Origin of the sequence: Alloalcanivorax balearicus MACL04 (assembly GCF_025532145.1) — a bacterium.
Taxonomy (GTDB): domain Bacteria; phylum Pseudomonadota; class Gammaproteobacteria; order Pseudomonadales; family Alcanivoracaceae; genus Alloalcanivorax; species Alloalcanivorax balearicus.
Window position 1 is genome coordinate 44,714 of the sequence record NZ_ARXS01000031.1, and the last position, 9,996, is coordinate 54,709.

The 9,996-nt window shown below is 61.4% G+C and carries 13 protein-coding genes; 6 read left to right on the forward strand and 7 right to left on the reverse strand.

What is annotated here, in order from left to right; translation table 11 throughout:
* Positions 1 to 37: 37 nt before the first annotated feature.
* Both MA04_RS19025 and MA04_RS19030 read left to right on the forward strand, forming a co-directional pair.
* Positions 38 to 658, forward strand: coding sequence for a hypothetical protein (locus MA04_RS19025; RefSeq protein ID WP_262462207.1), 621 nt, complete (start codon positions 38 to 40; stop codon positions 656 to 658).
* A 128-nt stretch (positions 659 to 786) separates the two neighbouring features.
* On the forward strand, positions 787 to 1,755 hold the full coding sequence (locus MA04_RS19030; RefSeq protein ID WP_240342640.1) for an alpha/beta fold hydrolase: 969 nt from the start codon (positions 787 to 789) through the stop codon (positions 1,753 to 1,755).
* Between the two features lie 45 nt (positions 1,756 to 1,800).
* On the opposite strand, the gene MA04_RS19035 is transcribed toward MA04_RS19030, so the two are convergent.
* Positions 1,801 to 2,745 carry a GlxA family transcriptional regulator gene (locus MA04_RS19035; RefSeq protein ID WP_262462209.1) on the reverse strand — a complete coding sequence of 315 codons (945 nt, stop codon included), beginning with the start codon at positions 2,743 to 2,745 and terminating at the stop codon, positions 1,801 to 1,803.
* An 86-nt stretch (positions 2,746 to 2,831) separates the two neighbouring features.
* Here MA04_RS19035 and MA04_RS19040 point away from each other — a divergent pair, with 86 nt between their 5' ends.
* Entirely contained in the window at positions 2,832 to 3,974 is a 1,143-nt protein-coding gene (locus MA04_RS19040) for a DJ-1/PfpI family protein (RefSeq protein ID WP_262462211.1), read from the forward strand.
* A gap of 19 nt (positions 3,975 to 3,993) precedes the next feature.
* On the opposite strand, the gene MA04_RS19045 is transcribed toward MA04_RS19040, so the two are convergent.
* Positions 3,994 to 4,866: a LysR family transcriptional regulator gene (locus tag MA04_RS19045; RefSeq protein ID WP_014993960.1), complete on the reverse strand. Its 873-nt coding sequence runs from the start codon at positions 4,864 to 4,866 to the stop codon at positions 3,994 to 3,996.
* 138 nt (positions 4,867 to 5,004) lie between these two features.
* On the opposite strand from MA04_RS19045, the gene MA04_RS19050 reads away from it, so the two are divergent.
* Together MA04_RS19050 and MA04_RS19055 are read left to right on the forward strand one after the other, a co-directional pair.
* Complete coding sequence (locus tag MA04_RS19050; RefSeq protein ID WP_262462214.1) at positions 5,005 to 5,397, forward strand: tautomerase family protein; 393 nt, start codon at positions 5,005 to 5,007, stop codon at positions 5,395 to 5,397.
* 106 nt (positions 5,398 to 5,503) lie between these two features.
* Positions 5,504 to 5,686, forward strand: a complete 183-nt coding sequence (locus MA04_RS19055) for a hypothetical protein (protein ID WP_014993958.1) — start codon at positions 5,504 to 5,506, stop codon at positions 5,684 to 5,686.
* Positions 5,687 to 5,725: 39 nt separating this feature from the next.
* Here the strand turns inward: MA04_RS19055 and MA04_RS19060 are convergent, their stop codons facing one another.
* From MA04_RS19060 to MA04_RS19070, 3 genes are read right to left on the reverse strand one after another with little or no spacing between them, the layout of a single operon-like run.
* A complete protein-coding gene (locus tag MA04_RS19060; RefSeq protein ID WP_262462215.1) occupies positions 5,726 to 6,181 on the reverse strand; it encodes a hypothetical protein in 456 nt (151 codons plus the stop codon).
* Positions 6,175 to 7,176, reverse strand: a complete 1,002-nt coding sequence (locus tag MA04_RS19065; protein WP_163121498.1) for a putative solute-binding protein — start codon at positions 7,174 to 7,176, stop codon at positions 6,175 to 6,177. The genes MA04_RS19060 and MA04_RS19065 overlap by 7 nt, the downstream gene beginning before the upstream one ends.
* 14 nt (positions 7,177 to 7,190) lie before the next feature.
* Entirely contained in the window at positions 7,191 to 8,234 is a 1,044-nt protein-coding gene (locus MA04_RS19070; RefSeq protein ID WP_262462217.1) for an oxygenase MpaB family protein, read from the reverse strand.
* 228 nt (positions 8,235 to 8,462) lie between these two features.
* On the opposite strand from MA04_RS19070, the gene MA04_RS19075 reads away from it, so the two are divergent.
* Entirely contained in the window at positions 8,463 to 9,137 is a 675-nt protein-coding gene (locus MA04_RS19075; RefSeq protein WP_262462219.1) for a PadR family transcriptional regulator, read from the forward strand.
* A gap of 25 nt (positions 9,138 to 9,162) precedes the next feature.
* Here the strand turns inward: MA04_RS19075 and MA04_RS19080 are convergent, their stop codons facing one another.
* Entirely contained in the window at positions 9,163 to 9,471 is a 309-nt protein-coding gene (locus MA04_RS19080; protein WP_055100557.1) for a HigA family addiction module antitoxin, read from the reverse strand.
* A 12-nt stretch (positions 9,472 to 9,483) separates the two neighbouring features.
* On the reverse strand, positions 9,484 to 9,762 hold the full coding sequence (locus tag MA04_RS19085) for a type II toxin-antitoxin system RelE/ParE family toxin (RefSeq protein ID WP_055100556.1): 279 nt from the start codon (positions 9,760 to 9,762) through the stop codon (positions 9,484 to 9,486).
* Between the last annotated feature and the right edge of the window lie 234 nt (positions 9,763 to 9,996).

The following is a 9,996-nucleotide window of genomic DNA, read 5'->3' on the forward strand; positions in this document are numbered from 1 at the left end:
CGGCGGCCAGGGTCGCCGTCGAGCAAGAGGAAAACCGATGAAAGCATGGAAATACGCCCTTCCCGCTCTGTTGTTGACGTTACTGAGCGGCTGTCTTTCGGTGTACAGCAACACCAGGCTGGTGGAGGTGAAAGCCAACACCGAAAAGACGGCCCAGCCTCCTTACCAATCGGTGGTGGTGGGCCTGCTGGTGGATCATGAAATACGGCCATTGCTGGAACACGCCATCGTTGAGCGGCTGCGCGCCCGGGGCGTCGACGCCCGCGCGGCGCTGGATGTTTATGGCCACAAAGGCATTGAAGGCAAAAGCCGTGACTATCTCGCGCAACGCATGCGTGACGAAGGTTTCGACAGTGCCGTGGCGATTCATTTACTCGACAAAAATGTCGAGGATGTGCACGTGGGTGGCGAGGCGTCCTCCCAGGCACCGGTCACCGCCGGCCTCACCATGCAACCGGAAACCTTCGGCCCGGATTTCTTCATTACCGAAACCCTGTATGTGACCCGCACCGATTTCTGGGACGTAGCGCAACAGGCGATTGTCTGGCAGGGCACCACGGTAACGGCGAATCAACGTGGACTGGAAGCCGGCGCGGAGAAATTCGCCAACACCATCGCCAACGGCCTGGTCGAGGCGGGCTTGTTTCACCGCCAATAGACCCAGGCCCCGGGCGGAGCATCCGGCGTTTTTGTTTTGTTCCGCCCATTCCCCACGGTATGCTGTTGTTCCTGTCGGGCCGGGACAAGCCGCGCCCCCATTCCAATAACAGCAGGCAGCATTTCGACATGGCAAACGCTACAGAGCAGCGCGTGGAAGCAAACGGTCTCACGTTCCACGTCAGTGAATACGGTGAACGGGGCCGTCCCGCCATTATTCTGTTGCACGGTTTCCCCGAGTGCGGGTACTCCTGGCGTTATCAGGCGCCCTTTCTCGCCGGGCAAGGCTATCACGTGCTGGTACCGGATCTGCGCGGCTACGGCTACAGCGACGCGCCCAAGGAGCCGATGGCCTACCGGCAAAGCGAACTGGTCAAGGACGTGATCGGCATTCTCGACGCTTTCGGTGCCGGGCAAGCGGTGGTGATCGGCCACGACTGGGGCTGTGCCCTGGCCTGGCAGGTGGCTCGTGAGTATCCGCAACGGGTCCGCGCCGTGGTCGGACTTTCCGTTCCCTATCCCGGCATCGGTCCGCGCCGGCCTACCGAGCAAATGCGCCAGGCCTTCGGCGAGCGTTTCTTCTACCAACTGTATTTCCAGCAACCACAAATCCCGGAACAGGAACTGGAAGCGGATGTGCGCGATTTCCTGCGCCGTATGTATCATGCGTTATCCGGCCCCGGCATGCGGGAAAAACACCGCGCCGCCAAGCCGGTCACCGGCTTCCTGGACATTCTGCAGCCCCCGCAAGGGCCGCAACCGTCCTGGATGACCGAGTCGGATCTGGATGTCTATGTGGAACGCTTCGAAAACAGCGGCCTGACCGGACCGATCAACTGGTACCGGGCCATGGACGCATCCTGGGAAGAACAGCATGCCGACGGCCGCCAGCGTATCCAGCCCACCGCCCTGTTCATTGGTGGCGAGGAAGATCCGGTGATCCAGTTCGCCGCCAAGGCACTGGAGCGCATGCCGTCACAGATGGACGACCTCACTGAGGTCATCATCCTCGACGGCATCGGCCATTGGATTCAGATGGAAGCGCCGGATCAGGTCAATCAGCACCTCAAGACGTTCCTGGACGGACTGGCGAGTTAGTGGGGAGTTAGTGGAAAGTAATCGGTGTCAGCGGCGGTGCCAGCCTCATCGCCGCTGATGTCTCGCTGATCGTCTTAGCGCCTGTGGCGGCAGTTCAAAGGCACGAAGAAAAGCCCTGCGCATACGACCCGGGTCCTTGAAGCCGGCTTCCTCGGCAATCCGTTCAAATGAGGCATATCCCGTCTCCACCGCATTACGCGCCACTTCCAGACGCAGCCGTTCCAGCGCTTTTGCCGGCGTCACCCCGGTTTCCGCCATGAAACTGCGAGCGAAATGCCGGGGGCTCATGGCGGCGCGTTCGGCCAGACACTCCACCGTCAATGGCTCCGACAGATGCGCCCGCATCCACTGGATCAGCTCGGCGAAGCGGCCGCTGCGCCCACCCAGCGCCACCAGAGCCGAGAACTGCGACTGTCCTCCCGGCCGGCGATGATGCACCACCAATTGTTGCGCGGTACGGCGCGCCAGCTCTTCTCCCAGATCGTCCTCGATCAAGGCCAGAGCCAGATCAATGCCGGCGGAAATCCCCGCTGAAGTCCAGATATTCCCGTCCCTGACAAAGATGCATTCGGCATCCAGTCGCACCCGTGGATAACGCCGGCGGAACCAGTCGCACCCGCCCCAATGGGTGGTGGCGCGGCGCCCGTCCAGCAAACCGGCTTCCGCCAGCAGGAAGGCTCCGGAACAGACACTGGTGATACGGCGTGCCCTCACCTGCGCCAGCCAGCCGATCAACTCCCTGACCGCGGACGGCGAGCGCACGATCTCTCCCCCTGACACCAGCACCGTGTCGAAAGGGCCGTCATCCAGCGATTCGGCCATCACTCTTGCCTGAGATGAGCTCACCACTTCCCCCGCCTCCGGTGCCAGCCATCGGAGCCGGTAGCTGCCGGGGCAAAACCGCTCGGCGATCTCGAATGCCGTGGCCGGGCCGGTGGCGTCCAGCATCTGAAAGCCCGGATGGATAACGACAGCAACGGTTCGAGTCATGGCAGTTTTTGCCTGATTTATGACATTTCAGACAAAGCCTAGCCGGTCTAGGGTAAAGATCAAGCAAACTCTTGGGAGACGCCACGATGACTCGGCGACATTGGTTATGGGGTGGCCTTGGCGCCGCCAGCTTGCTTGTTGTCCTGGCTGGCGGCGGGTTGCTGTCTCTGCCGCCGACACCGGCCACCAGTTCACCGCCGCCGATCGCCCGACAGGAAATCGACGCCACGCTCCGGGCTCTGGCGCCACCGAAACGCGCGCGTCCCCTGATCGCCATCATCGGCATCAACGATGCCACCGAAACCACCGATTATCTGACCAGCTACGGCATCCTGCGGCGTGCCGACGTGGCGGACGTGGTGGCGGTGGCCACCAGCACCGGCCCCATGCAGCTCTATCCGGCGCTGAAACTGGAGCCGCAAGCCACCATCGCCGATTTCGACCGGCGCCACCCGGACGGCGCCGACTATGTGGTGGTGCCGGCCATGAGCCGCGATGACGACCCCGTGGCGCTACGCTGGATTCAGCAACAGGCCGCCAGCGGCGCGATCATCATCGGCGTCTGCGCCGGCGCCAAGGTGGTCGGCGCCGCCGGCCTGCTGGACGGCAAGCGGGCCACCACGCACTGGTATTATCTCGAGGCGCTGCTGAAGCGAAGCCCGTCCGCCCGCTATGTGCCGAACCGCCGCTTCGTGGTCGACCGGGGGGTGGCGACCACCACCGGCATTTCCGCCTCCATGCCGATGATGCTGACGCTGGTCGAGGCCATCGCCGGCACCGACCGGGCCCGGCAGGTTGCCAAAGACCTTGGCATGACGCGCTGGGACGCACGCCACGACAGCCGCCGCTTCACCTTCAGCCGCCCTTTCGCGCTCACCGTGATCGGCAACACCCTGGCGTTCTGGAATCGGGAACAATGGGCCATGCCATTGCGCGCCGGCGTGGATGAAGTGTCTCTGGCGCTGACCATGGACGCTTGGTCGCGCACCTATCGCTCAACCGCGATCACCTTCGCCGCCAGCGCCAGCGTGGAAAGCCGCAACGGTATTCGCCTGCTCGCCGATCAAGTGCGGCCGGACTGGCCACGGTCACAACGCCTGCCAGCCCCGGCGGCACAACCGCCCGCCCGGGTACTGGATCAAACCCTGCGGGACATCCATAACCGCTACGGTGAAGGCACCGCCCGGGTGGTCGCCATGCAGCTTGAGTACCCGCGCGAATCCCCCTGACCTCGAAGCACGGCGTCCTTTAGCATGCGGACTGCGCCAACATGCCTCGCACCTCCGCCACCAGCGCCGACACCGCCGGCGTGGCGGAGGACATGTGAAAACGGACCGGCGGCAACCGGGGCAGATTGAGTGCCCCACCGATCCGTGTCAGCCCTTCGGGCACCGCCGAGGCGTTCAGGCAAGCGACGCCAAGCCCCGCCGACAACGCCAGATGCATACCCGCCACCCCGGACGCCGAATGGGCGATGTAATAGGGTCGCCGGTGGGATTCCAGCATGCTCATGGTATAACGGTGCAAGGCGCAACTGGCCGGCAGCGCCACTATCGGCACCGGCTCGGAAGGCGTCAATTCCAGCGAAGAATGGGCCACCCAGAACAACGGCTCACGGCGTAACAGCCGCCGTTGCTCCGCGTCGGTGGGCGGCTCCGGCGTCGCGTCCGGCAGCATCATGGAAATGCCCAGATCGTATTCCCGCGCCGTCACTTCCTCTTCGACGAAGGCGCTTTTCAGGATCGCCACATGCAAACGCAAGCGCGGATAACGGCCCCGGATACGGCGTAGCAGGGTGGGCACCCAGTCCGGGCGAAAATAATCGGTGATCGCCAGCCGCACATCCCCGGCCAGCAACAGTCCCTGCATATCCTGATAAGCGACGTCGTTCAAAGCCAATAGTTTGCGCGCGTGGTCCACCAGCCTTTGCCCCGCCGGGGTCGGCACCACGCCCTGCTTGCCACGCACCAGCAGCGGCACACCGCACTGCTCCTCCAGCTTCCTCACCTGCTCGCTGAGGGTGGACTGGGAACGGCACAGGATCGGCACCGCCGCCGACAGGCTGCCCTGCTCCACCGCCGTCACCAGGGTGTTCAACAATTCCAGATCGAAGCGTTTCATCGCCCATCATTCCAAGTTTGCGCCATCCATCGGCCTAACCGATGGATTACATCTTATATTCCCGTTATTCGGATATCCAAATCTACTCTAGCCTGTCCCTTCCTTACCACCTGAAAGCCCGATCTGGAGAATTGAGTCATGCCCGGGATTGATCTGACCCTGTCCGGCACCCCCGACCCCGCACAGGCCCGCCATATCGCCAAAACCCTCACCGCCCTGACCTGCCGTGTGCTGGACAAGGAAGAGCAACGCACCATGGTGCAGATCCGATATCTGCCCAGGGAGCAATGGTTCATCGCCGGGCGCTCACTGGTCGAGTTGAATAAGGACTCTTTCCGGCTGGTGGTGACCATCACCGATGAGACCAACACCAAACAACAGAAAGCGGACTACCAGGACCAAGCGTTTCGGGAACTGAGCCGCCTGCTCGGCGATGTGCATCCCCACTCGAATATCCACATCGTCGACTGCCGCGCCGCCGCCTATGGCTATGGCGGCATCTCCCAGGAGGCCTACAGTTATCGCGATTGACGCGTCATTGGCGACCAACCGGAAGCGGCCCGGCTTCCGGTTTGCTTTGCCCCCGCCTCTCGGCTAGCCTCTGCGGCTCCGTCCACTACCGATTCACGAGAACACCGTGTCCGCTTCCCGACTTGTCGCCCTGCTCCTTGGCCTCACCGCCGTTATTCTTGCCGCCTGGTTCTTCTTCGGCTTCGATGAAATGTGGCGCCTGATCCCCACCGGCCTGCTGATCGGCTTCGCCTATGCGGCGCTGAAAACCGCCGCGTCCAAACGAGAGGACGGTTCGGGCAAGCAATAAGCCGGTTCGCGGGAGTCGTCGAGAGCTCCCGCCACAGGTTCACCATTGCTTGATACGCGCCTGTATCTCCGTGATGGCGCTTTTCCCATCCCGGGTCGTTCGTAAGGTCATCTGGCTATTCCGGTTCAGCGTCCCCTGCAACAGCTGATAACGTTCCTTTTGCTCAAACGTCACCGCCGCGCCTTCCCCTTTTTCCGGAACACTCCGGTCGCTCACCGTAACCGCGTAGTCGTTGGCAAAGTTCCATAATGCGCGCTGCTGCTGAAGATACTCCGCGCGGGTCAGGGAGATGACCATAGGCGGTTCCCGCCCCATCAGCAGCGTCACCTTGATCCTGGCATCCGCTCCCAGCAACGTGGCCAGTGCCGCACCGTCCTTCTGCTGCAAGGCCTGCACATACCGCTCCATCAATCGGGAAGCAACATCGGCATGGACCAGAGTCGACGACGCCAGCAGTCCCAGCAGGCATAAACCATATATCCAGCGCATCACCATTCCCCTCCGTTCACGCACTCCGCCCGGGCGGGAGACACCTTGCAGCGCACTTTTTTCAGCCAACGCATCATGTCCTTGTCGTACACGCCGGCCTCAATCAGGAAGCGGCGCGATTCGTTCATCATCTCCGCATATCGCTCCCGGTCCTTGTCAGGCGGCGGATAGAAAAACAGGAGGTCGTCTTCCGCGGCCCGGATCACTTTCAGGGTCCGATCAAACTGGCCGGAAAAATAGCGCCGGGAGCGCGCCATGAATTCCGGCGAAAAGCGTTCATGACGCAATACCAGCTGCAGCGTCAGTTGAACCGTGGTCAGCTTCAGCACCACACCTTGCAGGCCCACGCCCCGATAGAGCTCCAGCGGCCTATACGCCAACGCCGGCGCGGCAATGACATCGACGACACCGTTGTTGAATTTCGATGAGAAATTACTCACGTCGGACAATACCGGGCGCACACCAATATGCTCCGCCATCAGAATCTGAGCCCGGTCGTTATCGAACACCGCCATGGTATGACCCGCCATTTTTTCCACGCTGTTGATGGCGCGGTCGTTGATATGCAGATAAGCCGCTCCCAACGGCAAAATGCCCGCGGTCTCATAGGCGCCATGGCGCATGGAGGCCGCCAGCCTCGGATCCGCCAGCAATTCGATCAGAACCTGCAAGCTTTGGTAGTTATGCAAGCCGCCAATGGCGTCGATACTGCCCGTGAACGGCACGAACTGGCGTGCCCGCATGCCGGTCATCATCAGGCCATCGCATAACCCCGCCTTGAGGTCTTCCGCCGCGATCCGTTCATCGGTGAAGACCCGTAATGACAGCGGCTCGCCCCACTGCAGAGCCGCCACCCGGTAATCTTCCATCTGCTCCCAGAGTTCCCCCTGAGCACCGACCAGACTGAACACACAGAGTGTTCGCGCCGACAGCGATGGCGGCATCACCAACAGCAACAAGAGCGCCAGATTCCGTATTGTCTTCCAGGTCGTTATTCTCATTATTTACCCCTTTCCTATTTGGCAGTGCCGGCGGATGCCGGGCTGACCAGTCCTTCGGTAGCTAGCCGGCTGAGGATGCGTTGCCCCAAGTGCCGCAACCCCGTGGACGTACCTGGAACCCTTTGCAGGCGGGAGAGACCGGCCAACATCGGCCGCGTCATCGATAGTGCTTTTTCGCCTCCGCGACTGACCGGAATCCCGAAGCCCTCCGCCATCTCATCGCCCAACATGCGGCGGAACAACGCAACCTGCAGGGATCGAGGTAATCGTGATGTGGGCGGCAGCGAACACAGCCCATCCAACAGTGAGGCCATGATCGTCTTGGCGGTGTCGTCCGGGGCGAAAAACCGGCTCATCAGCCAGCTGTCAAAGCCATCCTGCTGCTGTTGCGTCTCCCCCAGTAATTCCAACGACACACCCAGCAGCCGCGTGGTATATCGCCATATCAGGCAATAGCCGGCCGCTTCTTCATCACTGATGCGGGCTCCCAGACGGCGCATGCAATCCAGTAAGTGAGAGCCAAAAAAGGCCGGACCGGCGGCGGTGGCCAACTGACTTACCGGCATGCCGTGATTGAGCTGATCCCATCCGTCCGACAGACATTTCGTTCTGACCAGCGCGTGGACCAGGCGAACGTGTAAGCAGGCTTCCCACATGGCCTTTCCCGGTGCCAGAGCATCACTGTCACATACACCGAAAAACAGCGAGGCCGATTCATTCAGACGACGGCTGATATTGGCTTGCATACGACCGGTACCGACGAAGATCGCCGCCGCGTCCGGATGAGCGAAAGTCAGGGGCAGACAACCGTAGGTCAGCCCCAGAATCAGATGCGGGAAATGACGTTGCGCCATGGCGCCACCCCGGCGCATCAGGCCAAAATCCACCCAATCCGGCACCGCTTCCATATCCGCCCACAGCCGCTGGCAGTCCACATCCCCTTCGTCCGCCAACCGACGAACCGTTGCCGCGGCGCCCCCCAGGGAAGCACGCCGCTCCCGAAGCCGACCGGTTACCGCTTCCGCCAATGGATCGCCCCGGTAATGCCAGGGCATCATCCTTTCCTCCCAATCCGCGCTACTTCCCAGCCGGTCTGGCCTGACCGCCGCTGTATCGGCTGGGCCGCGACCGTGCTCCGAGGTAGCCGGGGTCGACCCCGATGTCACATCCATGACGTCCTCCTTTGGGTGTTTTTTAAGCAACCCTACGCCATCTTGCCCATCCATTCAACATGTTGAGTATTAATCAAGTTTAGCGATGTGTACCATCAGCGGAGGAGGAAAAAGATGTCCCTACGCCACGTTTTGCTGGTCTACCTGGGTAGCGGCGGCGCTGCCGGTTACGACATCGTCAAAGGCTTTCAGCACACCTATGGCTATCTGTGGAATGCCAGCTTTCAGCAGATTTATCGGGATCTTGCCAAGCTGCATAAGGATGGGCTGCTGGATTGCGAGACGGTGGACAACGCCCCGCGACCGCCGCGCAAGGTTTACCATCTGAATCAGGCCGGCTGGCAGGCCATGCAGGAATGGCTCGCCAAGCCGATTGCGGTACCCCGGCTCAATGACGGCTTCATGGTGAAGGTCGCCGCCATGCATCTGCAGGACCCGGATACCCTGGCCACGGAACTGAACCAGCTGCGGGAGCATTACCGGCGGACACTGGAGCACCTGTACCGCAAACGGGCCGTATTCGAATCGCTGCCGGCCACCGTGCTTGGCAAATTCATGGGGGTGTTCCTGACCCTCAAACGGGGGATCCGGCTGGCGGAAACCTGGCTGGAATGGGCCGAGGAAGTCGATCAGGTACTCGCCGCCCGGGAGTGGCAGCATATTACACCGGAGCAAGTCCGGCTGTTTCTGGATACCCTGCAGGGGGACGGCCTGCCGCAACCCAATAGCAGTGAGCCTGCCGCCCGCAAGGGTACGGCAAGAAAAAAGAAGTCTGGCCGCGCAACATAGAGCGACACAATCGACATCAGAAGCCTTACACGCAAGCCGCTTTGTAGGGCTCAACCTCCTCGGCGATCACCTTCGCGGACATGTTTTCGGCGACACGAATATCGTACTCCGCTTGCAGGTTCATCCAGAAATGCGGCGTTGTGTTGAAAAAGCGGGCCAATCGCATCGCCGTATCCGCGGTAATGCCGCGCCTCTCGCGTACGATCTCATTGACGCGCGGCGCCGAGACATGCAGCGCCCGCGATAGAGCATGGGCGCTGATACCCAGCGGCTCCAGGAATTCCTCACGCAATACTTCGCCCGGATGGACCGGACGCATTCCATTCTGAATCATGGCCTGGCCTCCTTAGTGATAATCCACAATTTCCACATCCTCCGGCCCGACACTTGTCCAACGGAAACAGATTCGCCATTGGTCATTGATGCGGATGCTGTGCTGTCCCAAACGGTCTCCTTTAAGCGCCTCCAACCTGTTACCCGGCGGTGACAACAAATCCCGCAGCTCTCTGGCGGCATGCAGCATGGCCAGTTTGCGTTGAGCCACTCTGCCAATCCCGCTCCAACGGCGGGTCTTGCCAGTCTCAAACAAGCTGCGAGTGTCCGGGCAACAAAAGCTCTTAATCATTGAGAGAAAGTATAACGCTTAACGTTAAACGTCAAGGCCATGAGGAGGTGGCGGAGTTCTTTATTTGACGGTGAGGGAGGGATTGTCGCTGACGCTCGGGGCTTCGCCCCGTCGCCCAAGGGCGACGTCCTGCGCCGGCCAAAGGCCGGCTGGTCGAACCGGAGGGCTCTCATCAAAACCGCCCACGACCGCCAAATAAAAAAGGTTCATCGCGGTTTAGAGGGAAACGGCCTT

Coding starts and splice junctions, on each gene's coding strand:
- MA04_RS19025 (WP_262462207.1), top strand. CDS start 38: ATGAAAGCATGGAAATACGCCCTTCCCGCTCTGTTGTTGACGTTACTG.
- MA04_RS19030 (WP_240342640.1), top strand. CDS start 787: ATGGCAAACGCTACAGAGCAGCGCGTGGAAGCAAACGGTCTCACGTTC.
- MA04_RS19035 (WP_262462209.1), bottom strand. CDS start 2,745: ATGACTCGAACCGTTGCTGTCGTTATCCATCCGGGCTTTCAGATGCTG.
- MA04_RS19040 (WP_262462211.1), top strand. CDS start 2,832: ATGACTCGGCGACATTGGTTATGGGGTGGCCTTGGCGCCGCCAGCTTG.
- MA04_RS19045 (WP_014993960.1), bottom strand. CDS start 4,866: ATGAAACGCTTCGATCTGGAATTGTTGAACACCCTGGTGACGGCGGTG.
- MA04_RS19050 (WP_262462214.1), top strand. CDS start 5,005: ATGCCCGGGATTGATCTGACCCTGTCCGGCACCCCCGACCCCGCACAG.
- MA04_RS19060 (WP_262462215.1), bottom strand. CDS start 6,181: ATGGTGATGCGCTGGATATATGGTTTATGCCTGCTGGGACTGCTGGCG.
- MA04_RS19065 (WP_163121498.1), bottom strand. CDS start 7,176: ATGAGAATAACGACCTGGAAGACAATACGGAATCTGGCGCTCTTGTTG.
- MA04_RS19070 (WP_262462217.1), bottom strand. CDS start 8,234: ATGATGCCCTGGCATTACCGGGGCGATCCATTGGCGGAAGCGGTAACC.
- MA04_RS19075 (WP_262462219.1), top strand. CDS start 8,463: ATGTCCCTACGCCACGTTTTGCTGGTCTACCTGGGTAGCGGCGGCGCT.
- MA04_RS19080 (WP_055100557.1), bottom strand. CDS start 9,471: ATGATTCAGAATGGAATGCGTCCGGTCCATCCGGGCGAAGTATTGCGT.
- MA04_RS19085 (WP_055100556.1), bottom strand. CDS start 9,762: ATGATTAAGAGCTTTTGTTGCCCGGACACTCGCAGCTTGTTTGAGACT.